This is a genomic window from Enterococcus mundtii (assembly GCF_003957375.1).
GTDB lineage: Bacteria > Bacillota > Bacilli > Lactobacillales > Enterococcaceae > Enterococcus_B > Enterococcus_B spodopteracolus.
The window spans coordinates 2,540,001-2,559,398 of record NZ_CP025473.1 but is presented as its reverse complement, the minus strand read 5'-3'; the positions used below and the strand labels follow the sequence as shown (position 1 = coordinate 2,559,398).

Genomic DNA, 19,398 nt, shown 5'->3' with positions numbered 1-19,398 from the left:
AGAACGATAGCGTCTCAAGTAATTAATTATTCAGCATCCAATTTAGCAAAAGCTTCATCTAAGATATCTTTTAATTGTTTTGCTGAAGCGGCCATACGATCTTGTTCGCTGTCGCTTAATGGAATTTCAATGACTTTTTGGATACCTTGACGGTTGATGACAGCAGGTGCGCCGATATAGATATCGTTTAGTCCATATTCACCATTCATATAAACAGATAATGGAAGAACTGCATTTTCATCGTCTAAGATCGCGCGAGTGATACGTGCTAAAGCTACAGCGATACCGTAGAATGTTGCGCCTTTTTTCTCGATAATCGTATAAGCAGCGTCACGTACACCGAAGAATAAGTTGACCATTGCTTCTTCATCAACGTCTGGATTATTTTTCACCCATTCATAGATTTGTAAACCAGCAACATTGGCATGTGACCAAACTGGGAACTCAGAATCTCCATGTTCACCTAAAATATACGCATGGACGTTACGTGCATCAACGTCAACTAATTCAGCAAGTGCTTGACGGAAACGAGCAGAGTCAAGTGAAGTTCCTGAACCGATTACGCGCTCTTTAGGGAAACCTGAGAATTTCCAAGTGGAGTAAGTTAAAATATCAACTGGGTTAGCAGCAACTAAGAAAATACCATTGAAACCTGAGTCAACGATTTGTGTAACAACTTCGCGGTTGATTTTTAAGTTTTTATTTACTAGATCTAAACGTGTTTCACCTGGTTTTTGTGGTGCACCAGCTGTGATAACGACTAAGTCTGCATCATGTGCATCAGCATAAGATGCTGAGTAGATTTTTTTAGGTGAAGTAAATGCTAGAGCGTGTGATAAGTCGATCGCATCTCCTTCAGTTTTTGCTGTATTGATATCGATGATACCAACTTCTTGAGCGATATTTTGTGTAACTAAAGCGAAGGCATAGCTAGAACCTACAGCACCGTCTCCAACAAGTATTACTTTTTGATGATCTTTTTTTTCTGCGTTTGCAGTCATTTGTATCAATCCTTCCATTGATTTGTTTTTCCCATGCCTATGCTAACATGGAAAAAGCTTGCTGTCACGCTATTTGGTTACAAAATATAACAGATAACAAGGTTGTACCATATGTAAAAGCTTACATGTGCGTTATTTCACTATTTAGCAAAACCAATGATTTCATTAGTTTTGAATTATAATTTTAATCATTTTTTCATTTATTAAATTTCACTTTTTAGCTGTAACAAAGGATTGTGTGTTATACTAATAGAAGCTAAAATAATAAAAAAATCGAGTCAAAGACTGGACCGCCTATGAGCAGTCCAGCCTTTTGTGCTGTTTATAAGATTGGATGAGCGCAGAAATGAAAATGATCGTAGGGCTTGGAAACCCAGGAACGAAATATGAACATACAAAGCATAACGTTGGATTTATGGTGGTGGATCGTTTGGCTGAAAAACACCAAGCGACCTTCAAGAAAAACACATTTGAAGCAGAAGTAGCTGAATTTTTCCATAAAGGTGAGAAAATTTTATTAGTCAAACCCCAAACATTTATGAATGAATCTGGTCGAGCGGTTGGGCCCTTGATGACTTACTTTGGGATCTATCCAGAAGAGTTGGTGGTTGTTTATGATGACCTAGATTTAGCAATCGGGAAAATCCGTTTACGACAAAAAGGAAGTGCAGGCGGACATAATGGGATCAAGAGTATCATCTCTCATTTGGATAGTACGATCTTTGATCGAATTAAAGTTGGTATTGGTCGACCAGAAGGTAAAAGAACAGTCGTCCAACATGTTCTCAGTCCCTTTAGTAAAGAGACGCAACCCTTGATCGAACAAAGTATCGATCAATCTGTCGCTGCTGTTGAATTTCTATTGGATAACCATTCATTTATAGATACAATGAATCAATTTAATTAAGAAAGGAGAATGAAACGATGGATATGATCCAATTGATTGGCAAAGATGCTCAAGTGGCTGAATGGTCCATGAATCTTGAACGACGGATGTCTAGACAGTTGATTACAGGTTTAGCTGGATCTGCTAAGACGTTGTTGTTTGCACATGCGTTTAAAAAACTGGATAAAAATCTGATTATCCTGATGCCGAATTTATATTACGTCAACCAATTGGCAGAGGATCTGCAACACGTTCTGCCGGCTGAAAGTATCCACTTATTTCCAGTAGATGAAGTGCTTTCCGCAGAAATGGCTTTTTCTTCTCCTGAAGCTCGGGCTGAACGTGTAGCGACGTTGAATCGTTTGCAACGAGATGAACCAGGAATCTATCTTCTTCCAGTGGCAGCATTGCACAAACGTCTTCCTGATAAAGAAACATGGAGCAATGCCCAATTACATTGGCAGATTGGCGACGAGATCGCCGTGGACTCATTACCGCAACAACTCGTCTTGATGGGCTACGAGCGGACAGAGATGGTCGCAAAACCTGGGGAATTTAGTATGCGAGGGAGTATTGTTGATATCTATCCTTTGACATTTGAATACCCTGTTCGTGTGGAATTATTTGATGTCGAAATTGATTCCATGAGATACTTCGAAGCTGATACGCAACGATCGATTGAAAAGATCGAAGAAGTGTGGTTGCCACCAACAAGTGAACAAATTTATTCTCAAGAGAATCTGCTTGACGGTATCAACAAAATAGAAAACCTCTTAGAAAAGAAATTAGCAACGACCGCAGAACCTACTGAACGACAATTTTTGCATGACTATTTCGGTCAGTTGATCTCGGAGTGGAAACGAAATGTCCCGACAGACGAAGCGAAGTTCTATGCGGATCTTTTGTATCCTGAACATTTATCGATTTTGGATTATTTTCCCCAAGATAGCTTGCTGATCGTGGACGATTACCAAAGAATCATGGAAACGAATCGCGAAATGGAGAGAGAAGCAGCGGAATGGCATACACAAAAAATCAGTGAGTTACGCGTATTCTCTGAACAACAATTTGTGGCAGATGTACATGGGATCATCCAAAAAGAGAAATTTGCGACCACTTTTTTCTCTTTATTCCAAAAAGGAATGGGAAATCTCAGGTTCCAAGCACTTTACCAGTTCCAGTATCGCACGATGCAACAGTTCTTTGGACAAATGCCATTGCTGAAAACGGAAATGGATCGTTGGCGCAAACAAGAGCAGACAGTCGTCATCTTTATTCCAACGAAAGAACGTATCCGTAAGGCGGAACAAATGTTGCGTGACGAAGACATATTAGTGGTAGAAACAGAAGCAGACCAACTGATCAAAGGACAAGTCCAATTAGTCGAAGGCGCATTGATGACAGGTTTTGAGTTGCCACAAGAAAAAATCGTAACGATCACGGAAAAAGAGATTTTTCAAAAGACAACAAAAAAACAGACACGTCGTCAAACGGTAACGAATGCAGAACGACTAAAAAGCTACAACGAATTAAAAGCTGGAGATTACGTTGTCCATGCGAATCATGGGATCGGGAAATATATCGGTATGGAAACCTTAGAAGTCGACGGTGTCCACCAAGATTATATGACGATCATTTATCAAAATGATGATAAGCTATTTATTCCTGTCACGCAGTTGAATTTGATCCAAAAATATGTAGCTTCGGAATCCAAAACACCACGAATCAACAAACTTGGTGGTAGTGAATGGACGAAAACGAAACGCAAGATCTCCTCAAAAATTGAAGATATTGCGGATGACTTGATCCAATTGTATGCAGTCAGAGAAGCAGAAAAAGGATACGCATTTGGTCCGGATGACTCGTATCAAAAAGAATTTGAGAATGCTTTTCCATATTCGGAAACAGATGACCAACTCCGAAGTGCAGCGGAAATCAAACGAGATATGGAAAAAGAAAAACCAATGGACCGCTTATTAGTGGGGGATGTTGGTTACGGGAAAACCGAAGTGGCGTTAAGAGCTGCTTTTAAAGCAGTCAAGGAAAGCAAACAAGTGGCCTTCCTTGTGCCGACAACAATCTTGGCGCAACAACATTACGAAACGATGTTGGAACGTTTTGAGGGATTCCCAGTGAATGTTGGTTTGCTGAGTCGTTTCCGAACAAAGAAACAACAAAAAGAAACAATCGAAGAATTACGCACAGGACAACTAGATATTGTTGTGGGTACTCATCGTGTATTGTCAAAAGATATTGAATTTAGTGATTTAGGTCTATTGATCGTTGATGAAGAACAACGTTTCGGTGTAAAACACAAAGAACGTTTGAAACAATTGCGTGCGCAAGTGGATGTGCTGACTTTGACAGCGACACCTATTCCACGAACGCTGCATATGTCGATGCTAGGCGTACGGGATCTATCAGTGATTGAAACGCCACCGGCGAATCGGTATCCGATCCAAACATATGTGATGGAAAAAAATCCAGGTGCGATCCGAGAAGCGATTCAGCGAGAGATGGGACGTGGAGGACAAGTTTTCTACTTATATAATCGTGTAGAAACGATTGAGCGTAAAGTAGAAGAAATTCAAGCATTAGTTCCAGAAGCGAGAATCGCTTATGCCCATGGACAGATGACGGAAGTCCAACTGGAAAACACACTATTCGACTTTATCGAAGGACAGTATGATGTCTTAGTGACGACGACGATCATCGAAACTGGAGTGGATATCCCGAATGCAAACACACTCTTCGTAGAAAATGCCGATTATATGGGACTATCTACGCTTTACCAATTACGAGGACGTGTCGGACGAAGCAATCGTGTCGCTTATGCTTATTTTATGTACGAACAGCAAAAAATCCTTAATGAAGTCAGTGAAAAGCGTCTTCAAGCAATCAAAGACTTTACGGAATTGGGTTCAGGATTTAAAATCGCGATGCGAGATTTATCGATCCGTGGTGCTGGTAACTTGCTAGGGGCGCAACAACATGGATTTATCGATGCTGTTGGTTTTGATATGTACTCTCAAATGTTGAGTGAGGCAGTCGCTCGTAAACAAGGTAAAAATCAGCAAACAGAAAAAACTTCTGTGGAGCTCGATCTAGGCGTCGATGCCTATCTACCAGAAAGTTATGTGTCAGATCAACGCCAAAAAATCGAAATCTATAAACGGATTCGCGAATTGGATTCACAAGAGATGTTGGAAGAATTAGAAGCAGATCTACTGGATCGTTTTGGTGAATATCCTGAAGAAGTCGCGCATTTGTTGACGATTGGACAAATCAAAATGGATGGCGATCGTGCATTGCTAGAGATGATTCGTAAGCAACAACAAACCATCGTGTTCAAGTTGAGCAAAGTGGGAACAAAACGCTACACGGTTGAACAATTATTTGAAGCGCTGACTGCCACAAAATTAAAAGCAGGACTTGGTGTGGAAAAAGAACAAATGATGATTCGTTTGACCTTGCCACCTCAAACAACGACTGCTGTTTGGCTGCAAGAAATCCAACAATTTGTCAAAGCATTGCGCGAACAGAAATATGCGACTGCATAGGAAGGGGCTGAACCTTTGGATCATAAAGAAATGCGTCAAGTGATGCATGGTGCCTTTGTGTTGACGCTTGCCTCTTTTATAGCAAAAGTACTCAGCGCACTATATCGGATTCCATTGCAAAACTTAGTGGGCGATGAAGGTTTTTATGTTTATCAACAAGTTTATCCTATTTATGGTATTGCGATGACACTCGCTTTGTCGGGGCTACCCCAGTTTATCTCTAAATATGTAGCAGAAAAAAAAGACCCTTTCGAACAAAGACAAGCATTGAAAAATCTTTATCCTCTTGTTTTTTGGTCAGGCTTTTTACTCTGGCTCTTCGTATTTTCATTTAGTCACTGGATCGCTCTCATGATGGGGGATCAACAATTGATGCCGTTGATTCGGATCGTCTCCTTCACGTTTTTGTTGATGCCAGGACTATCTTATTATCGTGGGAATTTTCAAGGTCGATTTTTAATGGAGCCCACAGCAGTTTCACAAGTCGTGGAACAAATTGTTCGTGTAGCAATCATTGTTTTTAGCGCGATTGCCTTTAAGCAATTAGGCTGGACAGTCTATCAAACAGGCACAGCGGCAATGAGTGGCGCAGTATTTGGTGGCGTATGTGCATATGGTGTACTGTATTATTATGAACAAAAAATCCATGGTGGTGCATTGAGCTTCCGCCACTTTCCAATTTTAAGAAGGCCAGCGAAATCACTCGTGCGCCGTTTCTTGGTTGAAGGGGATTAGTATCCATTTATAGTGGTCTATTGATCTTCTTCCAATTGATTGATTCTTTTTTTGTTAAGAATGCGTTACAAATCTATGGTTTATCCGAGCAAGCATCTAAAATAGCTAAAGGAGTATATGATCGTGGGCAACCGTTAGTTCAATTAGGATTAGTTATTGCTACAGCTTTAAGTGCTACGTTCTTACCCGCGTTGACCCGCTACCTAACGAGTGCAGTCAAAGGACAATTTTATTCCACAGCAAAAATTTACTTGCGTCTGACGACTGCATTGGCGTTGGCAGCTTCAGTAGGATTAGCTGTATTGTTGCCTTATATCAATTACGCATTGTTTAAAGATTATGCTGGGAATATGACACTAGTTCTATTTGTTTTTTCCATTGGACTAACTGCAATTATTCAAGCGTACCAAAGCATTGCTCAAAGTAAAAACTCTTTCCGCCCCTCACTAAAGGGTGCTGGTTGGGGCTTGCTTGCTAAAGCTTTAGCTACCCCCTTCTCACGAGTTATTTAGGAACAGTCGGTGCTAGTTTATCGACATTACTTGGACTATCAGTGACTTTATGGTATTTTGTCCGTACTGAAACTCCAGCAATCAATAGTTTTTGGCACGAACGAAAATTTGGTAAGAAATTGATCCAATGTTTAGGTTGTATGGTCTTAGCATTATTTGTGTATTATGGCTTCTTAAACTTATTGTTTGGTCCAGTGAACCATCGCTCGACTGCTCTTTTTGCCAGCCTAGGTGGTGTCATTATAGGTGTAGTCACATTTGTATATGCAGTGATCTGGACAAAATTATTTACGATCCGTGAATGGCTGTTACTGCCATTTGGTAAGAAAATCTTACGTTTGAAGAAAATAAAAAAAGAAAAGTGAGGACATGAGATGCGACTAGATAAATTTTTAAAAATCTCGCGAATCATCAAGCGCCGATCTGTCGCTAAGGAAGTGGCGGATAAAGGACGAATCAAAATCAATGGCAAACTAGCGAAATCTTCCAGTGATGTCAAAGTTGGAGACCAATTGGACATCCAATTTGGCAACAAGACGATGGAAATCAAGGTAGCAGAGTTACATGAGTCAACAAAAAAAGAAGATGCACAAAAAATGTATGAAGTCTTGTCAGAAACACGAGTACAAAACACAAGCGAAATAGATTAGACAAGCATTCAGGATGTTGGTATAATAAAGAATGACAATCAAAAAAGATTGGAGCGAATACAGGTGGCAAACAAAAGCAATAAAATCGCTGCACTAGACACAGAGTATGCAAAGAAAAAATATGTCGAATTTCAACAACAACAACGCCAATTGATTTTTCGTAGACGCAGGTTAGCAGCCATCTTTTTAGGTGCTTTGGTCATTTTCGCTGTAATAGGTTTCCAAATTTTTAATGATATGCAACGAATGAATCATTTAAATGAATTAAAAGTCGAAGCAGATACAGAGTTACAACTAATCAATAAAGATGTAGACCAACTCACAGAAGACGTGAAATTGCTTAAAGATGAAGATTATGTAGCAAAACTTGCTAGAAGCAAATTTTTCTATTCAAAAGAAGGGGAGCAAGTCTACCCGATACTTGAATCTACGACAGATAATTCAGCAGACACCGATGAACAAACAACGAGTTCAACAACTGCCCAATAAGCAGTAATATAAAAAAAGGGAAATAATTAGGAGGAACATTTTTTTTATGTCAATCGAGGTAGGAGCAAAACTGCAAGGAAAAGTTTCAGGAATCACAAATTTTGGCGCATTTATTGATTTAGGAGCTGGCAAAACAGGGTTAGTTCATATCAGTGAAGTATCAAACGGTTATATCAAGGATATTCATGATGTATTGAGCGTTGGTGATGAGGTAACAGTCAAAGTCATTACAGTCAATGATGATGGTAAAATCGGTTTATCTATCCGCAAAGCACAAGAGCAACCAGTAGAAACCAATGATGAAAATCGTCAAAAGAGATATCCACAAAAAGAAACTCGAGATAATCGAGGACGCGCACCGCAGAAAAAATCTTTTTCTCGCAGCCAACCTTCCAATACAAAAGAAGACTTCGATTCATTGATGAGCTCATTTTTAAAAGATAGCGATGATCGATTGACTTCCTTAAAACGCAACACAGAAGGAAAACGCGGAGGCCGTGGCGGTCGCCGTAGCTAAGCTAAGCGAAATTGAAGGGCAGGCAATTGTCACAGACTTTTGTCCGCTCTTTTTATTTTGTAAAAGGATGTGACACCAATGGATAGAAGAGCAAGTCAGTTTAAACAAGCATTTATAAAAAGAGGCTTACGCCGAGGCTATCTGTCTGAACATGCGAAAATACTAGTTGCTGTTTCCGGTGGTGTAGACTCGATGGTTTTACTCGATTGCTTAATGACCGCCCGAAAACAAATTGGCTTTCGGTTAGGGGTTGTCCATATCGATCATCGCTTACGGAGCGTTTCTGCGGATGAAGCAGCCCATCTTGCTGACTTTTGCGATAAAAACAATCTTACTTTCCACTTAGAAGTATGGGAGGATCCAGTGGAACAAGGAATTGAAACGGCTGCTCGAGCTTTTCGGTATGAGAAATTTGATGAGATCGTACGACATTATCATTATGATACATTGATGACAGCGCACCATGGGGATGATCAAATGGAAACAATTTTGATGAAAATCATTCGGGGTGGGCAGCTAGGTACGTATGCGGGAATCAAGGAAACGCAACCTTTTGCTGGTGGACGACTTATTCGACCGTTGTTGTCATTTAGTAAGGAACAATTGTATGCGTATGCGGAAGCAGAAGATTTACCTTTTTTTGAAGACCATACCAATCAGGAACTAACTGTCCAACGTAATCGACTTCGTCATTTAGTCGTACCACAATTGAAAAAAGAAAATAACCAGGCGATGGCTCATTTCCAAAAATTCTCGCAACAAATCCAATGGGCAGAACAATTTATCCGAAAAAATACTCATCAGATGATCACGGAATATCTTACGTATGGAGAAGAGCGCTTATCTATTCCGTGGAAGGTGATCGAAAGTTTGGAATCATTTGAACGTTACTTCTTCTTTTACACGTTCTTTGATTACGTTTTTCCAGTTACGAAAGTGACGATCAAAGAAAAACAAATTGATACGTTGTTACAACAATGTGAACAAGCCGCAGGACAATGGCAGATTGATCTGGGTAAACGCTGGGTGATCGAACGTTCCTATGAAGTACTTTATCTTTATGAAAGAAAAAAGGAACGATCAACTAATCACCAAAATACTCCGTTAAAAATCATACCGAATCAATCCATTCAGTTAGGAGAGTCGGAATGGTTAGGGATCTACACACCCGACCAACTGCCAGATTGGAAATTGGATGAAACAGGTGAAATCTTCACTCATGATCTATGGTTATCAGCCGAACAATCGCTTTGGGTCGATCGGCGAAAACCGGGAGATCGCATCCAATTGACGGAGACATTGAACAAAAAAGTGTCAAGATATTTTATCGATAAAAAAATATCTGTTGCACAACGAACAAATTCATGGGTTATTATAGATGAGGGGAGAAATCTATGGAGTTTAGTCCCTTTTGTCCATTCTTATTTGAGTATTGGTGTAGAAACTGATAAAATACACTACATACTTCTTTACAAATATCAAAAAGAAGCAATTGGAAGGAGAACCTGATGTTAGAAAAAGATATCGAGAGAGTATTGATCACGCAAGAAGAGATACAAGTTCGTTGTAAAGAACTAGGAAAAGAGTTAACTGAAAATTATCAAGATAAAAATCCCTTGGTTGTTGGTGTATTGAAAGGTGCTGTGCCATTCATGGCAGACATTATCCGTTCAATCGATGCTTACCTAGAATTGGATTTTATGGATGTTTCAAGTTACGGTAACGCAACTGTTTCATCAGGTGAAGTAAAAATCGTAAAAGACTTGGATACGAATGTGGAAGGCCGTGATTTATTGATCGTCGAAGACATCATTGATAGCGGAAGAACACTTGCTTATTTAGTCGATCTATTTAAATACCGTAAAGCAAACTCAGTCAAAATCGTGACACTCCTTGATAAGCCCGAAGGCAGAGTCGTAGATATCGAAGCGGATTACATTGGTTTCAATGTGCCAAACGAGTTTGTGGTAGGTTACGGATTAGATTATGCAGAAGCCTATCGAAATCTTCCATACATCGGTGTACTAAAACCGAGCGTTTATCAATCAAATTAATCATCTATCTTTCATAAATTATGTTACAATAGTATGGTCAGGATTGATAAAAGATTTATCAAGTAAAAATAACGCATAGGGAGGACAACTATGAACAAAAAAAACAATGGCATGATGAAAAATGCCTTGTATTATGTCCTCGTAATCTTAGCGATGGTAATGGTCGTCTACTTTATTTTTGGTAACAATGGCCAACGATCGTCAGATATCGAGTACTCAAAATTCACTGAACAATTACAAGAAGGCAAAATCAAAAGCTTTGAGGTGCAACCTGCTAATGGTGTGTATAAGATCTCAGGTGAATACAAAGAACAACAGACAGTTGCAAATAGTGGCGGTCTATCGATTCTAGGTACTACTGAGACATCAACTACGCACTTCACTACGATTATTTTGCCAAACGATACAACATTGAGCCAAGTCACAGATTTGGCAAAAGACAACAACGTAGCAACTACGATCAGAGAAGAATCAAGTAGTGGCGTGTGGGTATCACTCCTATTAAGCTTCTTGCCAATCGTGATCATCGTCTTCTTCTTCTATATGATGATGGGACAACAAGGAGGCGGCGGAGGCGGCGGAGGCCGTGTGATGAACTTTGGGAAATCCAAAGCAAAAGAAGCCGACAAAAAAGCAAATCGCGTTCGTTTCTCTGATGTAGCGGGTGCGGAAGAAGAAAAACAAGAACTTGTCGAAGTCGTTGAGTTTCTAAAAGATCCAAGACGCTTCATTGAATTAGGCGCACGTATCCCAGCCGGAGTTCTCTTAGAAGGACCTCCAGGAACAGGTAAAACGTTGCTTGCTAAAGCAGTTGCTGGTGAAGCTGGCGTACCATTCTACTCTATTTCGGGTTCAGACTTTGTTGAAATGTTTGTTGGGGTCGGTGCAAGCCGAGTTCGTGACTTATTTGAAACTGCGAAAAAGAATGCTCCAGCAATCATCTTTATTGATGAAATCGATGCTGTCGGTCGTCAACGTGGCGCTGGTATGGGTGGCGGACACGATGAACGTGAACAAACACTGAACCAATTGCTTGTTGAAATGGATGGATTCGATGGAAATGAAGGCGTGATCGTGATTGCAGCGACAAACCGTTCAGACGTATTAGATCCAGCCTTACTTCGTCCAGGACGTTTTGACCGTCAAATTTTAGTTGGTCGTCCAGATGTCAAAGGCCGTGAAGCGATTTTACGAGTTCACGCAAGAAACAAACCAATTGCTGACGATGTTGATTTAAAAGTCGTAGCACAACAAACACCAGGTTTTGCTGGTGCTGATTTAGAAAACGTCTTAAATGAAGCAGCATTAGTAGCTGCTCGTCGAAATAAGAAAAAAATCGATGCTTCTGATATCGATGAAGCAGAAGACCGCGTGATTGCTGGACCAGCGAAGAAAGACCGTGTCATCAGCAAACGCGAACGCGAAATGGTCGCATACCATGAAGCAGGTCATACGATCGTTGGGCTTGTCTTGAGTCGTGCCCGTGTCGTTCACAAAGTAACGATCATCCCGCGTGGACGTGCTGGTGGATATATGATCGCTTTGCCAAAAGAAGATCAATTCTTAATGACAAAAGAAGATATGTTTGAACAAATCGTTGGACTACTAGGTGGACGTACCGCAGAAGAAATCATCTTCAACGTTCAATCTACTGGTGCATCAAATGACTTTGAACAAGCAACAGCACTAGCAAGAAGTATGGTTACAGAGTATGGGATGAGTGATCGCTTAGGTCCTGTCCAATATGAAGGAAACCACCAAGTATTCGTAGGCCGTGACTATGGTCAAACGAAAGCATACTCAGAACAAGTTGCTTTTGAAATCGACCAAGAAGTACGCAAGATCTTGATGGAAGCACATCAAAAAGCACATGAAATCATCGAAGCACACCGTGCGCAACACAAACTGATCGCAGAAAAACTGCTTGAATTTGAAACATTGGATGCCAAAGCAATCAAATCTCTCTTTGAAAAAGGTGTAATGCCTGAAGGAGCAGAATCGGCAGACTTCCCTAGTGAAAAAGAAGCACAAACGTTTGAAGAAGCAAAACGTGCACTAGAAGAAAAAGATGCGGAAAAACAAGCAGAAGAAAAACATGAGTTTGATGAAGCGAAAAAAGAGTTGAATGATGACAATCAATCGACTTCAACGGATGAACAAAATCATTCAGATGATCAAAATAGATAAAGAAAGAAGCTGTGACGAAAGTCGCAGCTCTTTTTTTGTGTCTGACAATTAAAATAGAAACGTAGAATTTACAAATTCAAAAGTTGAAAAATTTGGAAGTTACTAGTATGATTCACTATGAGTTTTAAAATCGGGAAATGAGGTACATACAAATGGAAGATTATTTAGTGAAGGCATTAGCCAATGACGGGTTTGTTCGAGCATATGCTGTTCGTGCAACCAATACTGTCGCAGAAGCGCAGCAACGCCATGATACTTGGCATACATCATCAGCAGCATTAGGCCGTGCATTAGTTGGCAGTCTGCTTCTAGGTGCGACAGTTAAAGGAGAAGATAAATTAACAGTACGCATCCAAGGAGATGGCCCTGCAGGTGGGATCGTTGTTGATGCGAATGGTAAAGGTGATGTCAAAGGGTATATCAAAAATCCACACCTGAGTTTACCGCTGAACGCAGAAGGAAAAATCGATGTACGTGGAGCAGTAGGGACACAAGGGATGTTTAGTGTGACAAAAGATCTAGGTTTAAAAGAACCTTTTTCAGGACAAACACCGATTGTATCTGGTGAACTAGCTGAAGATTTCACGTACTATTTAGCGATTTCAGAACAAATCCCTTCAGCTGTAGGGCTAAGCGTCTTAGTCAATACGGATGATACCATCAAAACAGCGGGCGGTTTTATGATCCAGGTCATGCCAGGGGCAGACGAAGAAACGATTGCGAAAATCGAAGAGCAACTGAAAACAACACCACGTATTTCTACACTCTTAGATGAAGGGTTGACACCTGAAGAAATCTTGCAAGGATTGTTAGGAACAGACGAATTGCAAGTACTAGAAAAAATGCCTGTGCAATTTAAATGTGATTGTTCGAAAGAAAAGTTTGGCGCAGCAATCATTGCTTTAGGCGCAGCAGAAATCCAAGCAATGATCGATGAAGACCATGGCGCAGAGGCAGTTTGCTCATTTTGTAATAGTAAGTATACCTACACAGAAGGTGACCTAGCAGCATTGAAGACAGAAGCCTTGGGAGGATTATAAGTGGATCACACATGGAAAATCGGGAACGTTGAAATACCGAATCGCGTTGTTGTAGCACCAATGGCAGGGATCACGAATGCCGCATTTCGTGTAACCGTTAAAGAATTTGGTGCAGGAATGGTCGTTTGCGAGATGATCAGTGACCAAGGTATCCATTTCCGCAACAAAAAAACATTGGAAATGCTGCATATCGACGAAACTGAACATCCGTTAAGCTTGCAAATATTTGGTGGGAACAAAGACACACTAGTAGAAGCAGCACAGTTTGTTGAGAAACATACTACAGCAGATATCATTGATATCAATATGGGATGCCCAGTCAATAAAATCATCAAAGCTGAAGCAGGTGCAAAATGGTTATTAGATCCTGATAAAGTCTATGAAATGGTTCATGCAGTTGCATCGGCAGTTGATGTGCCAGTTACTGTGAAAATGCGTATTGGTTGGGACGAAGAACACGTTTTTGCTGTCGAAAACGCATTAGCCGCTCAAGCAGCCGGTGCCGGTGCCGTAGCCATGCACGGACGAACACGTGTGCAAATGTATGAAGGGAAAGCCAATTGGGAAGTGTTAAAGGAAGTCAAAAAACATCTAACGATCCCTTTTATGGGTAACGGAGACGTCAAAACACCAGAGGATGCAAAACGCATGTTGGAATACGTGGGTGCCGATGGCGTTATGATCGGCCGTGCTGCTCTAGGAAATCCTTGGATGATCCATCGGACACAACATTATTTAGAAACTGGAGAGCTGATTCCGGAACCAACCGCACGCGAAAAAATCACTACTGCAAAATTACATCTAGAACGTTTAGTTGATTTAAAAGGAGAAACCATCGCCTGTCGTGAGTTTCGGACACACGCTTCCTACTATCTAAAAGGTATCTCACGTGCAGCCAAGATCAAATTAGCGATCAATAAGACTGAGAAACAGTATGAAATCAATGAACTTCTTGACCAATTGATTGAAAAAAGTGAAAAATTATCACTTCAATCTTAGAAAGTTATTGTAAGTTTTTTGCGAAATTCAAGCCGAAACACTAAGTTCGGCTTGCTTTTTTTGCGTTTCATTGGCATTATAAGGAAGAGAATAAGATGAGAATGGAGGAACTTTTGTGACTGAGGAACAACAAAATCAATTAGAAGATTTAAACGATCAAATGATTGTTCGTCGTGAAAAAATGGAGCAATTGAGAGAAAATGGGATTGATCCATTTGGTAAGCGATTTGAGCGTACACATAATTCCCAAGAATTGCACGAATTATTTGATCCACGTACAAAAGAAGAATTGGCGGAGATGGCATTGACAGCGAGTGTTGCTGGCCGTATGATGACACGCCGTGGAAAAGGTAAAGCTGGATTTGCCCATCTGCAAGACAGAGAAGGCCAAATCCAAATCTACGTACGCAAAGACCGAGTAGGTGAAGAAGCTTATGAAGTATTCAAACATGCTGACTTAGGAGATTTCTTTGGCGTAACTGGAGAAATCATGAAAACTGATACAGGTGAGGTATCGATCAAAGCCTCTGAAATCGTCATCTTATCAAAAGCACTTCGTCCATTACCAGATAAATATCATGGATTAACGAACATCGAACAACGATACAGACAGCGTTACCTTGATTTAGTAAGTAATAGAGATAGTTTTGACCGCTTCATGAAACGCAGTCAAATCATTAGTGAGATCCGTCGTTATTTAGATGGGAACGGCTATATCGAAGTGGAAACACCAGTCTTGCATAATGAAGCCGGCGGAGCAGCAGCACGTCCGTTTATCACACATCACAATGCGTTAGATATGGATTTATATCTACGTATTGCGTTAGAACTTCATTTGAAACGTCTGATTGTTGGCGGTATGGAAAAAGTTTATGAGATCGGCCGTGTATTCCGCAATGAAGGAATCGATACGACCCACAACCCAGAGTTCACGATGCTTGAAGCATACACTGCATATACTGATTTTCAAGATGTGATGAACTTGACAGAAGGTATCATCCGTAATGCAGCTGAAAAAGTATTAGGAACAGCTAAAATCACTTATGCAGGTCAAGCAGTTGACTTAGAGAGTGATTTCAAACGTGTGCATATGGTCGATGCAATCAAAGAGCATACAGGTGTTGATTTCTGGAAAGAAATGACCTTAGAAGAAGCATTAGCGATTGCAAAAGAACACCAAGTTGAAGTGACAGAAGCAATGGGGGTTGGTCACGTCATCAATGAATTCTTTGAAGCGTTTGTGGAAGAAACCTTAGTGCAACCTACGTTTGTCTATGGACATCCAGTAGAAGTTTCTCCATTGGCGAAGAAAAATCCTGAAGACCCCCGTTTTACTGACCGTTTCGAATTGTTCATCACAGGAAAAGAATTTGCTAATGCCTTTACTGAGCTGAATGATCCAATCGATCAAAGAGAACGTTTTGAAGCGCAAGAAAAAGAACGCGAGCTTGGAAACGATGAAGCACATGGCTTAGACGAAGACTTCTTAGAAGCACTAGAATATGGTATGCCACCAACTGGCGGACTAGGTATCGGAATCGACCGTCTAGTCATGCTATTGACCGATGCTCAATCAATCCGTGACGTATTACTATTCCCAACCATGCGTTAAATCTGAAACATAACTAGAAACAACCTGTTCAGGGAACCAAACCGACAATAGCCAGAAATGATTTTTATTTCTAGCTGTTGTCGATTTATTTTTTAGAGAAAAAATGAGATAACTTTGCTTGGAATCTGGTTCTATATTTAAGATTTTATTGAAACTAATTTCTAAGTAAATGCGTATCAATGAACCTTTTCAGAGAAAGTTATAGCAAGGGGGAAGATAGATATAAAAAAAGAAAACGGAACCATTAGAAATGGGTCTACTTTATAGAAGTTTCACCATAATTGCAATGGCGAATGATTTGTAATAGATAAAGGTTTTCAACATCTTTATGCCGTGCAAAATGCGAACGTTTATATCGTTTTTTAGTATATTAATCGTATAAGTAAAAAACTTGAAAAAACACAAAAAAATTCGTTGACCAATAAGATTTTAGTTGGTATATTATTATTTGTTCAAAAGTTAAGTTTCATAACTTCTGAATGATCATAAAAAAGTTCTTGACGTGTGGGACAACACATGATAAGATAACCAAGTCGCTTGTGAACGACAATAGATAAACGTTGATTTCGCAAAGAAAAAAACAAAATTAACTATTGACAAATAACAAACGATGAGTTATGATAAGTGAGTTGCTGAGACAGCCTCGTGAAAAACGAGTTCAAAAAACTTTTAAAAAATAGTTGACAATCATCCGAGAGTTTGCTAAGATATAAAAGTTGCTACGGCAATCACAAATGATGAATTGAGACAGTTGTGTTTCAATTATCACGTAGACCTTTGAAAACTGAACAAAGTAAGACAAACCAAATGTGTAGGGCGTCTTGATTCAATTCAAGACAACAAACATTTTTAACAAGCAAGCAATATGCTAGCAAACAAATTGAGCTTAACAATCGCAAGATTGTTCTAACTTTTATTATGAGAGTTTGATCCTGGCTCAGGACGAACGCTGGCGGCGTGCCTAATACATGCAAGTCGAACGCCTCTTTTCCCACCGGAGCTTGCTCCACCGGGAAAAGAGGAGTGGCGAACGGGTGAGTAACACGTGGGTAACCTGCCCATCAGAAGGGGATAACACTTGGAAACAGGTGCTAATACCGTATAACAATCGAAACCGCATGGTTTCGTTTTGAAAGGCGCTTTACGGTGCCGCTGATGGATGGACCCGCGGTGCATTAGCTAGTTGGTGAGGTAACGGCTCACCAAGGCCACGATGCATAGCCGACCTGAGAGGGTGATCGGCCACATTGGGACTGAGACACGGCCCAAACTCCTACGGGAGGCAGCAGTAGGGAATCTTCGGCAATGGACGAAAGTCTGACCGAGCAACGCCGCGTGAGTGAAGAAGGTTTTCGGATCGTAAAACTCTGTTGTTAGAGAAGAACAAGGGTGAGAGTAACTGTTCACCCCTTGACGGTATCTAACCAGAAAGCCACGGCTAACTACGTGCCAGCAGCCGCGGTAATACGTAGGTGGCAAGCGTTGTCCGGATTTATTGGGCGTAAAGCGAGCGCAGGCGGTTTCTTAAGTCTGATGTGAAAGCCCCCGGCTCAACCGGGGAGGGTCATTGGAAACTGGGAGACTTGAGTGCAGAAGAGGAGAGTGGAATTCCATGTGTAGCGGTGAAATGCGTAGATATATGGAGGAACACCAGTGGCGAAGGCGGCTCTCTGGTCTGTAACTGACGCTGAGGCTCGAAAGCGTGGGGAGCAAACAGGATTAGATACCCTGGTAGTCCACGCCGTAAACGATGAGTGCTAAGTGTTGGAGGGTTTCCGCCCTTCAGTGCTGCAGCTAACGCATTAAGCACTCCGCCTGGGGAGTACGACCGCAAGGTTGAAACTCAAAGGAATTGACGGGGGCCCGCACAAGCGGTGGAGCATGTGGTTTAATTCGAAGCAACGCGAAGAACCTTACCAGGTCTTGACATCCTTTGACCACTCTAGAGATAGAGCTTCCCCTTCGGGGGCAAAGTGACAGGTGGTGCATGGTTGTCGTCAGCTCGTGTCGTGAGATGTTGGGTTAAGTCCCGCAACGAGCGCAACCCTTATTGTTAGTTGCCATCATTTAGTTGGGCACTCTAGCAAGACTGCCGGTGACAAACCGGAGGAAGGTGGGGATGACGTCAAATCATCATGCCCCTTATGACCTGGGCTACACACGTGCTACAATGGGAAGTACAACGAGTCGCGAAGTCGCGAGGCTAAGCTAATCTCTTAAAGCTTCTCTCAGTTCGGATTGTAGGCTGCAACTCGCCTACATGAAGCCGGAATCGCTAGTAATCGCGGATCAGCACGCCGCGGTGAATACGTTCCCGGGCCTTGTACACACCGCCCGTCACACCACGAGAGTTTGTAACACCCGAAGTCGGTGAGGTAACCTTTTTGGAGCCAGCCGCCTAAGGTGGGATAGATGATTGGGGTGAAGTCGTAACAAGGTAGCCGTATCGGAAGGTGCGGCTGGATCACCTCCTTTCTAAGGAATATTACGGAGACTACACACGTTTGTCGATACTTTGTTCAGTTTTGAGAGGTCTACTCTCAAAATTTTGTTCATTGAAAACTGGATATTGAAGTAAAAATGTAAGTAATACAAACCGAGAACACCGCGTTGAATGAGTTTTTTAATAAGTTCAATTGCTTATTTTTCTTGATTGGACTTCTATCGCTAGAAGAAAGATCAAAACCCAACCGTAAGGTTGATAAGGTTAAGTGAATAAGGGCGCACGGTGGATGCCTTGGCACTAGGAGCCGATGAAGGACGGGACTAACACCGATATGCTTTGGGGAGCTGTACGTAAGCTATGATCCAGAGATTTCCGAATGGGGGAACCCAGCATCTTTTATAGGATGTTACGTATACGTGAATACATAGCGTATACGAGGTAGACGCAGAGAACTGAAACATCTAAGTACCTGCAGGAAGAGAAAGAAAATTCGATTCCCTGAGTAGCGGCGAGCGAAACGGGAAAAGCCCAAACCAATGAGCTTGCTCATTGGGGTTGTAGGACTCCGATATGGTAGTTCTTTCAGATAGTCGAATGACTTGGAAAAGTCAGTCAGAGAGGGTGAAAGCCCCGTAGATGAAATTTGGAAGGCACCTAGGAGGATCCTGAGTACGGCGGAACACGAGGAATTCCGTCGGAATCCGGGAGGA

12 protein-coding genes, 2 rRNA genes and 1 pseudogene (1 of these 15 cut by a window edge) are annotated in these 19,398 nt (G+C 41.3%); 14 read left to right on the top strand and 1 reads right to left on the bottom strand.

Annotation, left to right across the window (positions count from 1 at the left end):
* Positions 1–26: 26 nt before the first annotated feature.
* A complete protein-coding gene (locus CYK55_RS12455; RefSeq protein ID WP_019722338.1) occupies positions 27–1,001 on the bottom strand; it encodes an L-lactate dehydrogenase in 975 nt (324 codons plus the stop codon).
* A gap of 346 nt (positions 1,002–1,347) precedes the next feature.
* On the opposite strand from CYK55_RS12455, the gene pth reads away from it, so the two are divergent.
* The 14 genes and pseudogenes from pth to CYK55_RS12385 form a co-directional block, all read left to right on the top strand.
* Positions 1,348–1,908, top strand: coding sequence for an aminoacyl-tRNA hydrolase (gene pth, locus CYK55_RS12450; protein ID WP_034688561.1), 561 nt, complete (start codon positions 1,348–1,350; stop codon positions 1,906–1,908).
* A 17-nt stretch (positions 1,909–1,925) separates the two neighbouring features.
* Positions 1,926–5,447 carry a transcription-repair coupling factor gene (mfd, locus tag CYK55_RS12445; RefSeq protein ID WP_126134375.1) on the top strand — a complete coding sequence of 1,174 codons (3,522 nt, stop codon included), beginning with the start codon at positions 1,926–1,928 and terminating at the stop codon, positions 5,445–5,447.
* A gap of 15 nt (positions 5,448–5,462) precedes the next feature.
* Positions 5,463–7,059 (top strand): annotated as a pseudogene (locus CYK55_RS12440) (putative polysaccharide biosynthesis protein).
* A 9-nt stretch (positions 7,060–7,068) separates the two neighbouring features.
* Entirely contained in the window at positions 7,069–7,344 is a 276-nt protein-coding gene (locus tag CYK55_RS12435; protein ID WP_019722335.1) for an RNA-binding S4 domain-containing protein, read from the top strand.
* 63 nt (positions 7,345–7,407) lie between these two features.
* A complete protein-coding gene (locus CYK55_RS12430) occupies positions 7,408–7,833 on the top strand; it encodes an FtsB family cell division protein (RefSeq protein ID WP_034688558.1) in 426 nt (141 codons plus the stop codon).
* Positions 7,834–7,879: 46 nt separating this feature from the next.
* Complete coding sequence (locus tag CYK55_RS12425) at positions 7,880–8,350, top strand: S1 domain-containing RNA-binding protein (RefSeq protein WP_010734120.1); 471 nt, start codon at positions 7,880–7,882, stop codon at positions 8,348–8,350.
* A gap of 78 nt (positions 8,351–8,428) precedes the next feature.
* Entirely contained in the window at positions 8,429–9,859 is a 1,431-nt protein-coding gene (gene tilS, locus CYK55_RS12420; protein WP_126134374.1) for a tRNA lysidine(34) synthetase TilS, read from the top strand.
* Positions 9,859–10,404, top strand: coding sequence for a hypoxanthine phosphoribosyltransferase (hpt, locus tag CYK55_RS12415; protein WP_010734122.1), 546 nt, complete (start codon positions 9,859–9,861; stop codon positions 10,402–10,404). Before tilS ends, hpt begins: the two co-directional genes overlap by 1 nt.
* A 90-nt stretch (positions 10,405–10,494) precedes the next feature.
* Positions 10,495–12,591, top strand: a complete 2,097-nt coding sequence (gene ftsH / locus CYK55_RS12410; protein WP_034688556.1) for an ATP-dependent zinc metalloprotease FtsH — start codon at positions 10,495–10,497, stop codon at positions 12,589–12,591.
* A 152-nt stretch (positions 12,592–12,743) separates the two neighbouring features.
* Entirely contained in the window at positions 12,744–13,631 is an 888-nt protein-coding gene (hslO, locus tag CYK55_RS12405) for an Hsp33 family molecular chaperone HslO (protein WP_034688555.1), read from the top strand.
* Positions 13,632–14,630, top strand: a complete 999-nt coding sequence (gene dusB / locus CYK55_RS12400; protein ID WP_034688554.1) for a tRNA dihydrouridine synthase DusB — start codon at positions 13,632–13,634, stop codon at positions 14,628–14,630. It abuts the gene before it with no gap.
* A gap of 115 nt (positions 14,631–14,745) precedes the next feature.
* Positions 14,746–16,242 (top strand): lysine--tRNA ligase, encoded by a 1,497-nt coding sequence (gene lysS / locus CYK55_RS12395; protein ID WP_010734126.1) that lies wholly within the window; start codon positions 14,746–14,748, stop codon positions 16,240–16,242.
* 914 nt (positions 16,243–17,156) lie between these two features.
* Positions 17,157–18,717: ribosomal RNA gene (locus CYK55_RS12390) — 16S ribosomal RNA — on the top strand.
* A 230-nt stretch (positions 18,718–18,947) separates the two neighbouring features.
* Positions 18,948–19,398, top strand: a 23S ribosomal RNA gene (locus CYK55_RS12385); it runs 2,464 nt beyond the window's last position.
* The 16S and 23S rRNA genes sit together here, the layout of an rRNA operon.

Bases quoted from the DNA above. Each gene is read 5' to 3' on its own strand.
- CYK55_RS12455 (WP_019722338.1), bottom strand. From the start codon at position 1,001: ATGACTGCAAACGCAGAAAAAAAAGATCATCAAAAAGTAATACTTGTT.
- pth (WP_034688561.1), top strand. From the start codon at position 1,348: ATGAAAATGATCGTAGGGCTTGGAAACCCAGGAACGAAATATGAACAT.
- mfd (WP_126134375.1), top strand. From the start codon at position 1,926: ATGGATATGATCCAATTGATTGGCAAAGATGCTCAAGTGGCTGAATGG.
- CYK55_RS12435 (WP_019722335.1), top strand. From the start codon at position 7,069: ATGCGACTAGATAAATTTTTAAAAATCTCGCGAATCATCAAGCGCCGA.
- CYK55_RS12425 (WP_010734120.1), top strand. From the start codon at position 7,880: ATGTCAATCGAGGTAGGAGCAAAACTGCAAGGAAAAGTTTCAGGAATC.
- tilS (WP_126134374.1), top strand. From the start codon at position 8,429: ATGGATAGAAGAGCAAGTCAGTTTAAACAAGCATTTATAAAAAGAGGC.
- hpt (WP_010734122.1), top strand. From the start codon at position 9,859: ATGTTAGAAAAAGATATCGAGAGAGTATTGATCACGCAAGAAGAGATA.
- ftsH (WP_034688556.1), top strand. From the start codon at position 10,495: ATGAACAAAAAAAACAATGGCATGATGAAAAATGCCTTGTATTATGTC.
- hslO (WP_034688555.1), top strand. From the start codon at position 12,744: ATGGAAGATTATTTAGTGAAGGCATTAGCCAATGACGGGTTTGTTCGA.